Consider the following 16,838-nt stretch of genomic DNA (forward strand, 5'->3'; position numbering starts at 1 on the left):
TTCATAACCATTCAATCAATATTAGGTTGTATTCTTATGAAACCTTAGTATGTCTATGGGCTGAACCACACCTTTAACAAAAACTGATTCTTCTAATATAGACTCTCCCAAAGAAAGTGAAACATTCGCTTTCTGAATTCCTATTTTTAATAATATATCATTTGAATGATGGCGTCGATTAAATTCCGCAATGACCTCAAGGATGAGCCGAGAAGCAACAAAGGCATCATTTGCATTCAAAAAAACAGCCATAATGGCATCTCCGATAGTTTTCACAAAGTAACCATTGTATTCCTTGATTACTTTTGCAATTTTTTCAAAATGAGATTGAACAAGAGAAAATGCTTTTATATCTCCAATCCTTTCGTAAAGAGCTGTTGAACCCTTTAGGTCTGAGAAAAAAAATGTGAGGTCTCGAATTTTAAGAGCATCTGGTCCAATCACAGCTTCCGTTTGAAAGAGTTGGTTGTATGTCTTATTTGTGATCAATTGTTTCCCCGTTAAAAATGGATCAAACTCAAGTTGAAATTCGGACGTCAAAAAATCTTGACCCATTTGGAAAAAAGCCAGAGGAAGATTTGATTGAGAAGCATTTTCAAAGTAAATTGTGTTTTCGCCAGATTTTAAAACTGCATTCTCTGGCCCTCGAATTTGTTTGCCGTCAAACGATATAGTAAGCTCAGATGCAGTAACTTTTTCTTCTTCGTTTGTACTATAGTAAAACTCTGATCATAACATTAGATTGTTGACGATTACATATCCTGGTTTTGTTTGAAATTTGACGATTTGTTTTGAATTTTCTTTTACATCGACTAACGAAAGTTCTAATGATTTAAGCCAATCTGTAAGAAGCAGTCGGCTCCCTGGAAAATGACCTTCTCTTGAAAAATGATATTTATAATAAAAATCTTCTAAACTTAACTCATTCGGATTATGGAATTTAATCTTTCGTACAGTTGGATGAATGGTAAAGTCGACCAATATGTAATCATCTAAATATGATTCATATTCGCATCGGCAAAAAGTACAATAAAAATGCGAATGGAAATCTTTGAGTTTACGAAAGTCTTCGATCGAATCCCCACACCTGGAGCAGATCAACCTCCAATTTAAAATCAGGATACTTTCTCTAGAGCAATGAAGGAAAAAGTCAATACAGTCTGAGGTACTATATTGCCATTTGCTAGCAATTGTATATGGGTTCATGCGATAGAGTGAATCGTCATCATCATATTCGACCAAATGTTTAAACTTTAGAACAAGCCCATTAGGCCATTCCCTTTTTTCATTTACAACTTTTAGTTTTTCTTCCAATCCATTCATTTTTAGTTTTCCTAAACTCCAAATTGTTTAAAAGTCGTACAACAACCAAAACCCAATCCTAAATTAAAAAATAGAATATCCGAATTCAATCAGTCTAAGTCCAAGTTTACACAATTGCAACTATCCTTTCTTAGACCATTGGGACAAAAAGTTGGTTACAAACTTCGATTTGCTTTCAATCACTTCTCAATACTAACTTTGGTAATGTTGTTTTTGACTTAGGAAGCATAGCGGATTTTATGTAGGGTAAAACCATCGATTTTCCGAAGCAAAAATAGAAAATTTTATATTCAGTTTCTTATTTTTATCTAGCAAAGAAAACAAACAAGTGAGTTGTATACCAATAGGAAATTTGAATTCGTTTTGCGAAAATTCCAAAATAATAATACTCGAAACTCACTTCCCAAAGGTAAAAGTCAATGTTTGATCTCTCTTTTTTAGAACCGGAAAGGAAAACCTTAAAAACCAAACGGTCCGGCGATACAATTTTGGAAACCGCCATCGCACATAACTTCCCTCTCTATCATTTATGTGGAGGAAATGCACGTTGCACAACCTGTCGCGTTTTTGTTTCTGATGGGTTATCTTCTCTCAGTGAAAGGAATGATAGGGAAAAAACAATTGCCGATCGGAAAGGTTGGCCTAAAGAAATTCGATTGTCATGCCAAACAGAAATCTTTGGTAATGTCGAAGTCCAAAGGATCATTCGAGATGAAGAAGATCTTAAAAACATAACTTCCGAAAGAAAAAATTCGAAAACTGGCGAGGAGTGTTATGCGGCAATTTTATTTTTAGACATAAAAGGTTTCACTTCTTTTACAGAGTCAAGTTTAGCTTATGATGTTGTATTTGTTCTCAATCGATTTTTCCAAGAGATGAGTGATCCAATTCTTAACAATGGTGGATTTATCGATAAATTTATTGGGGATGGTATCCTTGCGTATTTCTTTTTAGACAAAACAAAATTACAAACATCACAACTTACTTTGGAAGATGCAAAAAAACAAATGTTTGTCCAGGCATTACGAGCTTGTTTTCGTATTTTTGATCAACTAAAAAAATTCAATGTTTATGTTAAGGAACGTTTCCACCATGAATTTGACATTCGGTTGGGATTACATGCAGGTCAAGTGATCTACGGTGATATAGGTCATTCCGATCATAAATCACAAACAGTTCTCGGAGATACAGTAAACGTGGCTTCGCGATTAGAAGCTCTGAATAAAAAAACTGGGACAAGATTTTTAATCTCTGACGAGATTTACCAATACGTCTCTGACAAAATTCAAATTCAAAAAAAGATTCTTACAAAACTCAGAGGAAAAACGGAAAGAATGGCCGTTTACTCCGTGTTAGGCTTTAAGGAGAAAGATCAAATTTTAGAATTACAACGATCACTAGAACTGGCATTACAACTGAATCCGAATTTAGCTCGGGATTTTTACATTCACTTTCTCGAAACCAAACCAGAGTTCCAAAAATTTTTCCAAAATACAGATATGGAAACACAAGCCAAAAAGTTACTGGCTATGTTTGGAAAAACGATTGAGAGATTAGGAAATTTGAACCAGATCCAAATTGAACTCCAAAATTTAGGAAAAATGCATGAAGAAATGGGCATTCCAGTGACTGATTTTGGAGCAATTGCACCAAGCCTACTTTATGCGTTAGAAAAAAGTTTAGGGGATCAATGGAATGCAGAATGGAAGTCGATTTGGGAGACGGCTCTTGGATCGTTAGTTCGGTTGATGGGAATGAAATAAAAGGAATGCCTTCATCATTTCGTAGTGATCAAATCACTAAAAAGCATTCCTTATCCAACATTCACTCAGTAACAATCGATCATTCAACTTGAATCGAAATCTTTGGTAAAAAGTATCCAAATACCTTTCCATTGGATGGATCAATTTGATTGGGGTCTGATGCGGTGGTAGGCCAAGCACTTCGGAAGATACCATTCGCTACAGACCAATTGTCATCGATTTCATACTCGGAAGATACCCCTGGACCTTTATAGTCGGCCATTAACTTCGGCGATGTGATCGGAGTGTAAATGGAATTCCCATTGGATGAATGAAATAACAAGGAATTGTTTTTATCGACAACGATTTTCATTCGATTTCGTGTCGTATTCCCTGGAATCTTTAATACAAGGAGTCTCTCATTGTTCCATGAATTGGAACTGTATTCGGGCATTAAATTGCCATGGAGTACTGCTAAATTGCTTCCCGGAGGAACGGCATCACCAGGAAGTCCACTCAACTCATTGAGATTTGTATCCCATGTTCCTTGCGGAACACCAAGTGCCAAGTCACCATTTTGGATCCTAACATAGGAAGATGAAATTTTGTATGCGCTAGGTATTGCAGAACCCGTGTCTGCATTAACATTTAACAATGGTTGTAGACTCATCCCACAGAACACTGCTTGGTGGATGTTGATGATCCTTGGCTCATCAGGATAGAGCGTTTGGCAAGGAGTTTTCATACTTAAAATGGTTTCGTTACTACCTAAATAGGGCATATCGAAATTTGTAACGGTTGCATTCCGATAATAATCCTCAGAAGTATTGATGTTCCCACCATTATTTGAACTCAATGCCCTTACCCTCATCTCAACCAAACGTTGCATAGGTGAACTGATATAATTACTATCATACTCAATTTTGAAATCAAAGATGATGAGACCCAATCGATCATAACTTCCGTCTTTCCAAGTTGGATCAATTGAGAAAGTTTTTAATGGTTGGCCTAATCTTTGGACTCCATATAGGGATTGGAAGATATCCCACTGTCCAAATTGGAAGGGAACTTTAAATTTTGCATCACTTCCATAGGCTTCGGCACCCATATCCAAAAGGATTTTATCAGCATTGGATACTGTTTCCTGACCATAAGGAACACCACCAAACTCAGGTGATTTCCATACTAAAAATCCCGCAATATTCATTGAAAAATCGGCAATCGGGACTGACTTGAGTTCGAAGTTGGGGTTATTGAATTCTGCAGGCAAAACAATAACAGAGTTCGCATTCCTTACAAGAGAATTGGAATTTAAATTTTCGCCTAACTGAAATTCTATCTTGGATTGAAACAATTGTGAGAGTAAAAACAGGTTCAATACATCATCATTTTTTGACTTAGGAGCAAATAAATTACAATGAAGTAGTGAGAATATGAGTAAACCTTTCGCAAGTTTTGAACTTAGTTTAATGCCTGTTTTTTGATAGAATCCCTTCATCTTCAAATCTCCATTTTCAAATCTGTTTTCGTTTAGTTGCAGATCGTACGTGAATGTTAGATGATTCAATGGAAAAAAGAGAGCTGGGAAAAAAATTTTTTAAAATACCGCTCAAATCGTTCAAAATTTCGCTAAAAAACATTTTGACAGGTTGAAAGTTTTTGAACATAGTTCAAAGATATTCAATATTAGTTTTTTTGTATGGTCGGAAAATAGAGATGGAAACTTGTTCCTTTATCAACTTCACTCTCTACTTCAATTTTTCCCCCTAAGGATTCGATTTGGTATTTTGTTAGAAAAAGACCCATGCCCTTCCCTTCGATATTGGGATGGAACCTTGAATTCATTTTAAACATTTTATTTCGATATTTTTCCAAATCGATTCCAATTCCATTATCGGAGATTGTCAGTATGATAAACTCTTCGGACAGTTTCGCTTCGATTCGGATATGCCCAATACTTTTCTGAGATAAATATTTAAATGCATTGGATAAGACATTATTAACGATACTTTCGAAATAAACCGGTATCGTATAAAGGAATAAATCGTTTGGTATGATGACATCAACTTTAGTATGATTCGATTTATCAGATACATATAACAAAAGTTGGTTTTGAATTTCTTGTTGAAGGTGAATTTCTTTTTTTACAAGCGAATGGGAATCCTTTTCAATTGTAAGCAATTCATTTAAGTTTTTCATCATATGATCCAACTGTTGCGCAGAAGATTCGATCATTTGAACCAAAGTTTGATCACCAGGATCATCTTTCAGTAAATTACATAAACTTAATATATTTGCAATGGGTGCTCGAAGGTTGTGAGATGTAATATAAGTATATTCTCTTAACCTTTCATTCTGTCTATTTGTGACTTGAACGAGCGTTTCAAGTTCTTTATTTTTCGCGACACGATCTGATATGTTGCGATTGTAAATGACAATTCCATCTGTAGTTGGCAAAACGATGTGATGGAAATAACCTGGTGTGTAGTATCCGTCTGGAATTGTATACTCTTGTTCAAGTGGTTGTTTTGTCAGAAATACATGTTTATACTGCTCAAAAAACCCGTTTTCTAAATTAATAGGATATAATTCACATATTCTTTTTCCAATCAGTTCTTCCTTTGGGACTCCTAAGTTTTTTACACCTTTATCATTCATTTCGTTGAAAGCGAAATCAATTATCGTTCCATGATCGTCTTTCACTACAGATAAAAAATAAATTGATTCAAGAGAAGCTTCTAAAGATGCTTTGAATCGTTCATTACTTTCTTTGAGTTTTGTTTCAACTTCCTTTTCAATCGTAATATTTTTTGATGCTCCAATCAATCTGGATAATTTACCAAACTCATCATACAATGGTTTGCTATAATCTCGTATCCAAACATACTCCCCACTTTTTGACAAAACCCGGTATTCCGAAACACCAACCTTGCCTTGGAGAATTTCAGATACTCGATTTCCAACAAGATCCAGATCATCGGGATGGATGATTTTGATCCAACCTCCGATTTTTCCAATTTCCTCAACAGTATACCCAACAATTTTTGATAAATTCCCTGAACTCCAATCGGCAATGATTTCACCTTCTATGATATTTGCAGTATAGATATAATCCGAAGTGATCTCAGCGATTAATTTTAATTTTCCTAAAATGTCTTCAGAATCGGTGATGTCTCTTGCTACAGCGACAAGTTCATTTATATTTCCATATTGATCACGAATCGGAGTTTTGACGGTATTAAAATAACGAACCAATCCATCTTTTCCCAAATGAGGTTCTTTTTCGATTTTTACTTGTTTGCCTTCTTTGAAGACAAAAGAATCGATTTTGTGATACTCTTCGATGAATTCTTGTTTGTTTTCTGGAATATCATAAGTACCAATTAAATCTGATTTTTTTTGACCAAGGTAATCTGCACAGGCTTGGTTCACATAGGTCATTTTGAAATTAGAATCTTTACAGATAATAAAATCAGAGATTGAGTCAAGTATCTGCGAATAATAATTTTCTGTTTCGCGGATCGTATCCGATGTACGTTTGCGGTTTGAACTTTCAAAAAAGTTAAATAAAATGAATTGAATTTCGTTTGAAGTCGATTTCGAAATACTGAATTGGGCTACACCATGCCAAATTGATTTGTTTTTTTTTACCGCTTCAAATTCCCCAAAATAAAAACCAGTTTTGATCAGAGAATCGATACCATTTTTTTCATTTTCAGATGGGATCCAAAACTCATTTGCATTTCTTCCTTCCACCTCTTCTTTCGATGCATAACCCCAAAGGCGTAGAAACGCTTTGTTCACAAAAACGATCTTACCTTTTGGATCTGAAATCGCAATGGCACTAATGGATTCTTCCACTGCTTTTTCAATAATCGATTTTATATCCATCTACCAGTCCTTTTCTTATCGTTCGCTCTTAAATCGTAAATCAATTTGACTTGAGTGACAGCCGATGTTTTGTCTTTGAGAATCTGTCTCCCATTGCAGATAAAATACAAGTATTGCACACTAAAATTTGCCAGTGTGCCAAAACGAAGGAGAAGGTTCCGTTTGGAATCGCAAATCAGAGAGAAACATTAAGGTATTTGTTAACAAAAAAATACTTGGGCAATTTGATTCACTCAGTAAATTCGATGAAAAACATTGAATTGTCAAATCCAAATGAAAACTAAATTGCGTATTTCAATTATTTATTTCTCAGTTTCTTTGGTCTTTTTTTGTTCCCCTAAACTTTCCAATGGTTGTGACCCTGAATCTGATTCCTATCTGCGAACCACACTACTACGATTTATTATAAATGATTCTTCTCCTTCTTGTTGGCCAGGATTTAACAAAAACTTCTCATTGTGGGGAGTCCACGGCTCATCTGCAACAGTGTTTTCCATCTTTGCTGATGCGGAACGAATTCTTGTTGGTGGCCAATTCAATTATGTAGGACCGAATGTAGGAAATGTAGCCGTTTTAAATCCTTCTACAGGAATGCATATCGATCCGTCCGAGTGTGCTTATACGGACGTTTCAGGCATCGCGAATATCGCTATTTCTGACGGAGAAGGAGGATTCTATGTTGGTGGATCGTTTGCTACCGTTCAAGGACAAGTCAAAAACAGAATCGCTCACTTCCTTCCCAATTGCAAACTGGATTTAAATTTTAATGCACCCTCTCCCGATACCGCCTCACAAATTGTTGAAGCAATGGAATTGGATGGAGATTTCCTCTACATTGGTGGTAATTTTACGACTCTTGGTGGAACAGGTCGAATTGGGATTGCTCGGTTGAATGCAAAAACAGGTGCCTTAGATTCCACTTGGAACCCTAGCATTACCGGGGGAAGCCAATCAGTTTTTGTCATCAAAAAGAATGAAAACTTTCTCTACATTGGTGGTAGATTCACGAATGTAAATGGAACCAATATAAACTCCATCGCAAGGTTTTCACTGTCAACTGGTGCCATGGATACAACATGGGTTCCTGTCAACGTAAATGGTGATTCTGTGCGTGATATGACCTTTGGTACACTGAGTACGGGAACGAATGTCATTTTGACCGTTGGAGTTTTTGGATCCTTTTTGATCAAAGCAGCCGATTTAACCACAGGTGGTGCTCCCGTGGGATGGCCCTTATCGCTTACAGGTGGTAATGCGAATACGATCAATTTTCACAAGGGCAAAATATTGGTTGGAGGCGCATTCAATCAAGTATCAGGAACCACTACAGGTAATTTTGCTATTTTGAACAACAGTGGGGCAATCATTTCTGGTTTTACAAACTTCAATGTTAACAATGAAATCACTTCATCTATCGTCATCGGTGATCAAGTATTCATTTTTGGAAAATTCACATCTGTGTTAGGTGCCGAAAGAAATTATGGGGCCGGGGTTGACCTAAATTCTTTTACTTTGAATGAGTTTAATCCAAATTTTAGTAAAGATGCAAGTATTGGTAATTGCAAAGCCACTGTAACGACAAACAATCGGCTTATTGTTCCAGGAGATTTTACATCTGTCAATGGAGTGACTAGGAATCATATTGCCGAGATCAGTCGGATCACGGGAAAAGCAACAGATTGGAATCCTAATCTGGATTTTCCTGTAATCAAAATCAAATCTTTTGGGGAAAAAATTTATATTGCAGGGAGTTTCACCAATTTCTTTGGTGAGGCAAAAACACAAGGATTTGTATCGTTAAACAAAAAGGATCTTAGCCTGACTTCTGAAAGATTTGATATCACAGCAAATCCATATATTGAAGACATTCACATAACAGAATCCAAAGTTTATGTGGGAGGAAGTTTTGACTTTGCACAAGGATACACACGTTATAGTATGGCGGCTTTCTTTCGAGATTCTGGATCAGTTGATACTTCATGGAGTGCTACAATTGCCGGTGGTTCGGTGAGTAGTATCATCGAAAAAGACGGATTTCTTTATGTCGGTGGTGGGTTTACAAATATAGGAGGATTTACGGTAAACAATCTCCATCGCATTCGATCTTCCGACGGGCAAAATCCTTCTGCTTTTTTTCCAACTGCCCCAGACAATTCCATATCAGCATTAGCTTTTTATAATAATAATTTATACCTTGGGGGAACATTTTCCAACCTTGGAACCTATTTTGCGCGTTATGATCTTTCGGGACCAACGGTAAACGCAACTCCATTCAACTTTTCTGCAACAGTTCAGAATATCCTAATTTTGGAAAATGGAATCGCACTCACACAAGGTACGTTTACAAATGTTTCTGGTGTTACACGCCAGAGGCTTGCTGTTCTTGATTTGCCAAATGGAACACTTACTAGTTTTGATCCACTCCGCACTGGAGATGTAAATGGATTTTTTAGAGGAGAAAAAGAAATTATCATCTTTGGTAGCCTAGCACAAGTGAATCGTCATGTACGCGGAGGATTTGAGATTTTTTCTACTTCTCTTTTTGGCCTTTAATTGGGTACAATTTCCTAAGAGAAAATAGACTCATTCATATCTATAGGTAATGTTTCAAAAATCTAGAAGAATCGTGAATCCATGAGGAATCAAGCCATGCAAACCATACCAGAAAATGAAATCCCTCGATTGCTCCAATTAGCAGAATTAAACTTAGATTATGTTTCCCTAAAAGAGGAATTTAATGGACTCGCAGAGCTAGCGGCAAGGATCACAGGTACACCGATTTCTCATATCAATCTGATCGATGCATTACACCAGTGGACCATTGGCGATTTTGGTTTCCCTTCCACACTTACTCCAAGAGACGAAACGGTTTGCCAATATACCATCTTAAACAATTCACATTTAGAAGTGAAAGACTTACGGTCGGATCTAAGGTTCAAAGAGAAAGGCTTTGTCACCCAAGGTCCTTACTTGCGATACTATTATGGAATTCCCATTCATTTAAAAGGATTAAACATAGGTTCCATCTGTGTTATCGATACAGAGGAAAATTCTATTTCCTCGGACAAAATCAAACTTTTAGAAATCATCGCCGAAGAGGTAACCCAGCGGATCAAACTGAAAAACACCATCCATCTCATCACTGAAAGGAATCTCAAATTATGGAAACAATATAAAATTTTAGCTCATGATATCCGAGGACCCATCGGTGGCATATCTGGATTGGCGGAAATCATCCTCGAAGAAAAGGAAAATTTGGACATGGCAGAATATGTTTCCAACATGAAAATGATGAAGGAAAGTAGTGATTCTGTTTTGAATTTGGTAAATGATCTTATGAGTGAATTTACCGATGAAGGTGCCTTTCGTTATGAGACCACAATACAAGAATTTTGCGAACAATTGTTAAGTCTCTTCCATGCGCAAGCGCAAGCAAAACAAATCGTCATCAATGTAAACATTCATCCCAACTTAAACAAAACAAAAATTCCGAAAAACAAATTCCTTCAAATCATTGGCAACCTAGTTTCGAATTCCATTAAGTTTTCGCCGATGAAAAGTGAAATACAGATTCATTTTGAAATCATGAATTCCGAAAAACAAACAGTTATCATTCGGATCAAAGACTTTGGAATCGGAATGACAGCGGAACAAATCAACGAAGTATTATCAGATAAAGTAAATTCAACCATCGGGACAGCGGGCGAGGTTGGAAACGGATTCGGGATCCAATTTGTTAAATTACTTGTAGATGAATTGAAGGGAAGATTTACAGTGAATTCGGAAGTAGGAAAGGGAAGTGAGTTTGTCATCCAACTTCCGATTGTAAATCCGTAAACCATTAACGCCTCGAATCTGTTAGGGGATGGTCATTTCTTGTAAGAACGACCGCGTGACCCGCTACAATCTTTTCAAAAAGCGGGATTCTTAAGATCGAACGCATAAGGAAAGATTTTCCTTTTTAATATTGTAACTGAGATTCAAGTGTTTCCCCCACTCCCTTATCGTCTAACCAACAATGTTCCCAGAAAAACCAATTTGGATCTGGAAAGGAAATCCTGAATTTGTCCTTTTACAGCTCATTGGCCTTATCTTATTTTTTTATTATGCCTTTCGGATCAGTGCCTACTTCACCCACCGTTTTGAACTCATCCAGATGCATAGAAAACGACTCGACCGCTTGGCGTTCAAAGCGGGTTGCAACCAAACAGAACGTTCGCTACTCCAAACCTTTTACAACCAACTGGACAGACGCCACCGTGTCCTACTAGCCCACAACCATGCCAAAGAGTACTTACGAGCCCACCTCTTACAATTTGTTTCCCATCTGGACAAAGAGGAAGATAGGACCTTTCTTTCCCTTGTCGCTAAGTTTTTAGGAACAGCAAGGGACAAATCCCCTGCCTTCGGCATCCGCGAGTTTGTCCTCGTCCATTGGGGAAGGGACTCCTACTTGGCACAAGTCGTCGATCCCGGTGTTGCAGAGGTTAGAATCAGGTTCAGTCCAACGAAACGAAACGGCGGGACTCTAAGCCAAACAAAAGTCACAGTGTTTCGGGAACCAAAAGGGTTTCGGTCCATCCAAGGCAGTGTGGAAATGGAGTCTGCCTCCACATTTTATTTCCGCCCACACGAGAAACCAGAGGCTAGTGAATGAAAAATGGACCAAATCCGATTCTCGCTTGAAATATTCTTTCCACGAAAATTAATGTGACATAAGTCCATGAAGTGGAATCGTATCAATCAAAATGACGAATTGTTTTCCCTACTTTTCGTATTCCTGTTTTCCTTTACTTCCCTAATTTGGAATGGCAACTTCATGGTAAGAGGGATTGCCAGCTTTCAGGGTGTAGGCGACTTTTTTTCCGGTTCCTTTGATTCCTTTGGATCCCTCATCAAAAGTAGTTATAACAAACTGGAATCCTTCGAACGAGTCAGAGAAGAACGTGACTCTTGTTTGAATGTGATGGAAGAATACCGCCAGCTCTCCAAAGATGTGGAGCGCCTCAAAGCAGAAAACGCAATCCTCCGCCAAGAGTTAAACTTCCCACTCCGCACCGAATACCCATCGGTTCGCGCGGAAGTACTCAGTGTTCGTTTGAATGCGATTTACAGAACCATCATCATCAACAAAGGTTCTGAATCGGGTATTAAACCTTATATGCCAGTCGTAGCACGCGCGTTAGACGAAAAAGGTAAATTCACAGAGGCACTTGTCGGAAAAATCATCGCTGTCTCCAAAGGTTCAGCTGTCATCCAACCCATCATCAATTCCAACTTTTCCATGGGAGTCTCCATCCCAGGCACAAATTTATGGGCGTCTCTCAATGGGAACAGTGGCCGTGGAACAGACGTTTTGTTAGATTACATTGATTCCGGAATCGTAATCGATCCAAAAGCCATCGGAAATTTTCCAATGGGACCGAATCCACCTCCCACTTCAGCAAACACAATGTTTACAGAAGGGTTTAGTAAAATTGGAAAAGCGGTGTTTAGTTCTGGTGGATCGGGAGTTTTCCCTCCAGGGATTCCCGTTGGAACCATTATCGAAGAAGGACCAAGGAATGGTTCTTTTAAAACAGCCATCTTACGCCCGTTTGTTGAGTTTGATAACCTTTTACACGTCATTGTCTTAAAAAAACTTCCGGAGAAATGGCGTGAAGAGTGGCCTGCGGAAAAAACAATCCAAATCGAAGGCCCATACTTTGGAGAGATAGATTTTCCAAAAGAAAAAGATTATAATAAAAAAGAGAAAGAGAAAAAACAAGGAACACAGGGATTTGGTGGACCAAGTACGTTTGGAACTCCAAACACAGGACGAACCAACCCTTCTACGAATCCTAGTTCTCCATCAGAGCCGTCTCCCGCTCCTTCCCCATCTCCTCAGACCATGGAAAGTCCAAAAGAGGTGAACCCATGATTTTAGATAAGGTATTTATCGTCATAGGCCTGTTACTCGCTCATTTCCTAAATGGTTCCAATGTGTTTGAACTAGGAAATGCAGTAAGACCAGATTTTATGGTGATCTTTGTTGCGTTTTTTGCACTCCGTAAAGGACCAATGTATGGACTTTGGTTAGGATTTTTTGGTGGCCTTCTCACTGACACTGCACTCGGTGGTGAAATTGGTGGAGACAATCTTGTTTATTACAAAATTGGCCTACATTCCTTTTCCTATGCAATTGTAGGTTACATCGTTGGGAAAGGGTTACGAAGTTCTTATACAGAAAACTATATCTCCATCACAATTTACATTTTGGGACTTACCTTTGTTTCGAGACTCATCACCTATTTGCTGTTTTTGATGTTCTTTCATTCCAACCATAGTTACTCGTTTTTGTATGTTTCACTTTACAATGCTTTCCTTGGTCCTGCTCTTTTCTTTTTGTTTTCATGGGCGTATCGATTGGATGGAGATGAGGTGCGGCAATGAGCCAGTCGGCTTCTGAGTTTCGTTTAGAAGCAAGTTTCCGGAAACGTTTGTACTTCTTTACGGGAATGATTGTATTTACGTTAACTGCTTACATTTTACAATTATTCAACTTACAAATTGTACAAGGGAGTGAAAACTCTCTCAAAGCCGAACGATTTGTCCGCCGTAGTGAATCCATACCTGCTGACCGTGGGAATATTTTTGATCGTAACTTTTTAACTCCAGAAACAAGCCAACCACTCGTTTCCAACTCCGCTTCCCTGGATGTGATCCTCAATACAAGTTTACTGAAAAACGATGCCAAAAAAGTAAAAGAATTCATTTATAAATTCTGCGAAGCACTTTCCATACCCATTGTTTATTACGAAAAAGAATTACAAGAATCACGCCTTATTAAAAAAATTCGATCAAGAGAACCGTTTGTTTTACTCGAAGGGATCTCAAGGGAACAACAAGAACGTATTTTAGTATTAGACAATATCAATCGTTATGTGTATCTTGTGTCCTCACCTGCTCGTGTTTATCATATGGGGCCAGCACTCTCGCATGTGACAGGTTATGTGGGAAAACCAACAACAAGTGACTTACAAGAAAAAGAAATCAAAACCTACCAATTGATTGGAAAAGGTGGAATCGAATCATTATACGATACAACCCTTCGCGGACAAGACGGTTTTCGCATCCAAAAACGAAACACAGAAGGAAATATCGAAGAAGAACGTGTCATCGAACATTCTGTCCCTGGCAATAACTTAATCCTCACCATTGATCGAGATATGCAAATTGCCGCTTACAAAGCCCTAAAGGGTGTTAGGGGAACGGTCCTTGCCATCAAAGCAACCACTGGGGAAGTGTTAGCAATGGCATCAAACCCAGCGTATGATCCCAATATATTGTCAGGGAAAAATAAACTCGAAAGATCCAATCACTTCACCAGAGTCACAAACAATGGTGGGTTTTTAAATTTAGCAATCCAATCTAGGTTCCCACCAGCATCCACTTTCAAAACCCTGGTTGGACTTGCGGCCATGGAAAGTGAACACAAAATCAATTATGATCCCAAACAAACGTTTTCATGCCCTGCCAGTTTTACTTTAAAATCAACCTTTAAAGGTGTACCGGACCAAGTATTTTATAACTGGGATAAAAAAAATCACGGCGAACTAAACTTAGCGCAAGCCTTGGAAAAATCCAACTCAGTTTATTTTTATCAATTGGGATATAAATTGGGTGCAGAACCAATCCTCGCCTATTCAAGGTTATTCGGCTTAGACAAAAAAACAGGGATTGATTTACCAGGAGAGGCTACTGGATTTATCCCAAGTTCCGATTGGAAAAAACGAACTTATGGAAACAAATGGTTTGATGGAGATACGGTAAACTTATCCATCGGACAAGGTTTTATTTCTGTCACACCAATAGAGATGGCATTGTTTTATATGGCAGTTGTGAATAATGGAAAAATTTACAAACCGTACGTTGTGTCCGAAATCAGAAGCCCACTTGATAACTCCCTTATCCAAAAAACAGAACCAACCATTTTACGTGATATTCCTCTCAAAAAATCGACCGTAGAAGCTTTAAAAGAAGGATTGTATTTGGTTGGATATTCAGGAACAGCATCTGGAGTTTTGAATTCTCCAAACTTACCAGAAATTGCTGGTAAAACGGGAACTGCGCAAACTCGAAGGAGAGGTGCATCCTCTTCCAATCACGCTTGGTTTATTGGTTATGCACCAGTAAACGCACCTGTCGAAAAACAAATATTAGTTGCTGCCTTCGTAGAATATGGTGTAGGTGGTGCGGCATCCGCGGCTCCTGCAGCAAGAGAAGTGTTTAAGGCAGCGTTCCCACCAGGTTCTTTCCCAAGAACGGATAGATCCCGTGCGAAAACCATGGAAGAAGAAGCACCAGTCGAACAAGAGGCATTTTAATGGCTGATCGTAATACAGAAAAACTCGATTATTTTTTAATCTTTTCCGTTGTACTTGTAGCAATGGCTGGTGTTCTCACACTTTATACACAAGAGGCAAACACGGCAGATGCACTGGGACGCTGGTACAAACAATTTTCGTTTGTATTTGTTGGTCTGATAGCAATGTGGTTTATGTCGAGGATCAATTACCAGTTGATTGGTTCGTATGCTCTCTTTATTTATTTATTTTCCATTTTCCTTCTTGTGATCACCCTCATCCCAGGCATTGGATACCTTCCCTCTGGTCGAGGAGCAAGGTCATGGTTAAAACTTGGTCCCATCACCTTACAGGCATCAGAGTTTTCAAAACTTGCGACAGTGATTTTGTTAGGTCAATACCTTGTCATGAAAGAAAAGGAAATGCACAAAATTACGGTTCTAATCATACCATTTATCATATGTTTGGTGCCAATGCTTTTCATCATCTTACAACCTGATTTTGGAACAGCAGTTTCTTTTTTACCAATGTTATTTACAATGTTGTACTTAGGTGGGGCAGATATATTACACGTCGGATCCCTTCTCACCTTTGGTGGGATCTCCCTTATGGTACCGATGTACCTAGCTTATTCACAACTCACTCTCATCCAACCGCTCATCGATTTACTTCGTAAAGATAACAAAACCGAACTTGTATCACTTGTGAACCAACTCCAAGGTAAAATTTGGCTCATTTTAGATGGGAAAAAAGTATCAGGACTCACACTGCCTGGGATCGAAAATCCAAAAAACCTACAGATGATCCGCGAAGCCGCAGAAATAGTAAAAGATGAATATGCAAGTTTGGGTTATAAAATTTTATCCAACGAAGCCTTTATGTTTGGTTTGGGTGGCACACTAACACTCATTAGTCTTGTCATGATTTTCATTCGGATCGCACGTGGTTCTCGCCATCTTAGAAATTATTATATCACGATCGGGATACTGGGACTCTCTGTTCTTTCTGCGATTGCGGTTCACAAATCCATTCCGTTCCGTGAAAACCAAGTCATCCGTCTTACAGCTTTTTTAAACCCCGACCAATTCAAACAAGGGGCTGGTTACCAACTCCGCGCTTCCAAACCTGCCGTTGGTTCGGGAAAGGTTTTTGGAAAAGGACTTTTCCATGGGGAAATGACAGAAGGCAGAATCCCTCATGTTCCCGAATCGGGAACAGACTTTATCTTTGCTTCATGGGCAGAACAAACTGGATTTTTTGGAAGTGTATTGTTATTGTTCTTTTTGATGTCCATCCCACTCCGTGGACTACAAATTAGTTTTGAGAGTAAGGATAGGTTTGGATCACTACTTGCAGCAGGGATTGTTGCCATGATTTTTTTCCACATTGCCATCAATGTGGGCATTGTGATTGGACTCCTCCCAGTAACTGGTGTTCCACTCACATTTATGAGTTATGGTGGATCCCATTTGGTGATGGCGATGACAGCTGTTGGTATCATTTTATCGATCAAAAAGCGTAAGTTTGCCAACTAACA

Annotated in this window: 12 protein-coding genes; 8 read left to right on the forward strand and 4 right to left on the reverse strand. The window is 38.3% G+C overall.

The window, feature by feature from the left end; genetic code table 11:
* Positions 1–21: 21 nt before the first annotated feature.
* On the reverse strand, positions 22–489 hold the full coding sequence (locus LEP1GSC202_RS03690; RefSeq protein WP_208597382.1) for an adenylate/guanylate cyclase domain-containing protein: 468 nt from the start codon (positions 487–489) through the stop codon (positions 22–24).
* A gap of 240 nt (positions 490–729) precedes the next feature.
* Complete coding sequence (locus LEP1GSC202_RS03695) at positions 730–1,323, reverse strand: DUF5939 domain-containing protein (RefSeq protein WP_015676577.1); 594 nt, start codon at positions 1,321–1,323, stop codon at positions 730–732.
* A 419-nt stretch (positions 1,324–1,742) separates the two neighbouring features.
* Between LEP1GSC202_RS03695 and LEP1GSC202_RS03700 the strand changes: the two genes are divergently transcribed.
* Entirely contained in the window at positions 1,743–3,086 is a 1,344-nt protein-coding gene (locus LEP1GSC202_RS03700; RefSeq protein ID WP_015677022.1) for an adenylate/guanylate cyclase domain-containing protein, read from the forward strand.
* A 79-nt stretch (positions 3,087–3,165) separates the two neighbouring features.
* Here the strand turns inward: LEP1GSC202_RS03700 and LEP1GSC202_RS03705 are convergent, their stop codons facing one another.
* The gene (locus LEP1GSC202_RS03705; RefSeq protein ID WP_015676485.1) at positions 3,166–4,563 is read right to left on the reverse strand and encodes a hypothetical protein; all 1,398 of its coding nucleotides are present in this window, start codon (positions 4,561–4,563) and stop codon (positions 3,166–3,168) included.
* A gap of 188 nt (positions 4,564–4,751) precedes the next feature.
* Positions 4,752–6,956, reverse strand: a complete 2,205-nt coding sequence (locus LEP1GSC202_RS03710) for a PAS domain S-box protein (RefSeq protein WP_015676627.1) — start codon at positions 6,954–6,956, stop codon at positions 4,752–4,754.
* A gap of 273 nt (positions 6,957–7,229) precedes the next feature.
* Between LEP1GSC202_RS03710 and LEP1GSC202_RS03715 the strand changes: the two genes are divergently transcribed.
* The 7 genes from LEP1GSC202_RS03715 to rodA all read left to right on the forward strand — a co-directional run bounded on the left by LEP1GSC202_RS03715 (position 7,230) and on the right by rodA (position 16,836).
* Positions 7,230–9,509 carry an autotransporter outer membrane beta-barrel domain-containing protein gene (locus LEP1GSC202_RS03715; protein WP_039928115.1) on the forward strand — a complete coding sequence of 760 codons (2,280 nt, stop codon included), beginning with the start codon at positions 7,230–7,232 and terminating at the stop codon, positions 9,507–9,509.
* Positions 9,510–9,605: 96 nt separating this feature from the next.
* The gene (locus LEP1GSC202_RS03720; protein ID WP_015677121.1) at positions 9,606–10,793 is read left to right on the forward strand and encodes a GAF domain-containing sensor histidine kinase; all 1,188 of its coding nucleotides are present in this window, start codon (positions 9,606–9,608) and stop codon (positions 10,791–10,793) included.
* 181 nt (positions 10,794–10,974) lie between these two features.
* Positions 10,975–11,613, forward strand: coding sequence for a hypothetical protein (locus tag LEP1GSC202_RS03725; protein ID WP_015677049.1), 639 nt, complete (start codon positions 10,975–10,977; stop codon positions 11,611–11,613).
* A 66-nt stretch (positions 11,614–11,679) separates the two neighbouring features.
* Positions 11,680–12,876: a rod shape-determining protein MreC gene (gene mreC / locus LEP1GSC202_RS03730; protein ID WP_015677047.1), complete on the forward strand. Its 1,197-nt coding sequence runs from the start codon at positions 11,680–11,682 to the stop codon at positions 12,874–12,876.
* Positions 12,873–13,388, forward strand: a complete 516-nt coding sequence (mreD, locus tag LEP1GSC202_RS03735; protein ID WP_015676439.1) for a rod shape-determining protein MreD — start codon at positions 12,873–12,875, stop codon at positions 13,386–13,388. The genes mreC and mreD overlap by 4 nt, the downstream gene beginning before the upstream one ends.
* The gene (mrdA, locus tag LEP1GSC202_RS03740) at positions 13,385–15,322 is read left to right on the forward strand and encodes a penicillin-binding protein 2 (RefSeq protein WP_015676872.1); all 1,938 of its coding nucleotides are present in this window, start codon (positions 13,385–13,387) and stop codon (positions 15,320–15,322) included. Before mreD ends, mrdA begins: the two co-directional genes overlap by 4 nt.
* Positions 15,322–16,836 carry a rod shape-determining protein RodA gene (gene rodA / locus LEP1GSC202_RS03745; protein ID WP_015677613.1) on the forward strand — a complete coding sequence of 505 codons (1,515 nt, stop codon included), beginning with the start codon at positions 15,322–15,324 and terminating at the stop codon, positions 16,834–16,836. Before mrdA ends, rodA begins: the two co-directional genes overlap by 1 nt.
* Positions 16,837–16,838: the final 2 nt, after the last annotated feature.

Source organism: Leptospira yanagawae serovar Saopaulo str. Sao Paulo = ATCC 700523 (assembly GCF_000332475.2).
GTDB lineage: Bacteria > Spirochaetota > Leptospiria > Leptospirales > Leptospiraceae > Leptospira_A > Leptospira_A yanagawae.

What these genes read in the sequence shown, in the direction of transcription:
- rodA (WP_015677613.1), top strand. Translation starts at nt 15,322, where the DNA reads ATGGCTGATCGTAATACAGAAAAACTCGATTATTTTTTAATCTTTTCC.
- LEP1GSC202_RS03725 (WP_015677049.1), top strand. Translation starts at nt 10,975, where the DNA reads ATGTTCCCAGAAAAACCAATTTGGATCTGGAAAGGAAATCCTGAATTT.
- LEP1GSC202_RS03705 (WP_015676485.1), bottom strand. Translation starts at nt 4,563, where the DNA reads ATGAAGGGATTCTATCAAAAAACAGGCATTAAACTAAGTTCAAAACTT.
- LEP1GSC202_RS03715 (WP_039928115.1), top strand. Translation starts at nt 7,230, where the DNA reads ATGAAAACTAAATTGCGTATTTCAATTATTTATTTCTCAGTTTCTTTG.
- LEP1GSC202_RS03710 (WP_015676627.1), bottom strand. Translation starts at nt 6,956, where the DNA reads ATGGATATAAAATCGATTATTGAAAAAGCAGTGGAAGAATCCATTAGT.
- mrdA (WP_015676872.1), top strand. Translation starts at nt 13,385, where the DNA reads ATGAGCCAGTCGGCTTCTGAGTTTCGTTTAGAAGCAAGTTTCCGGAAA.
- LEP1GSC202_RS03720 (WP_015677121.1), top strand. Translation starts at nt 9,606, where the DNA reads ATGCAAACCATACCAGAAAATGAAATCCCTCGATTGCTCCAATTAGCA.
- LEP1GSC202_RS03700 (WP_015677022.1), top strand. Translation starts at nt 1,743, where the DNA reads ATGTTTGATCTCTCTTTTTTAGAACCGGAAAGGAAAACCTTAAAAACC.
- mreC (WP_015677047.1), top strand. Translation starts at nt 11,680, where the DNA reads ATGAAGTGGAATCGTATCAATCAAAATGACGAATTGTTTTCCCTACTT.
- mreD (WP_015676439.1), top strand. Translation starts at nt 12,873, where the DNA reads ATGATTTTAGATAAGGTATTTATCGTCATAGGCCTGTTACTCGCTCAT.
- LEP1GSC202_RS03695 (WP_015676577.1), bottom strand. Translation starts at nt 1,323, where the DNA reads ATGAATGGATTGGAAGAAAAACTAAAAGTTGTAAATGAAAAAAGGGAA.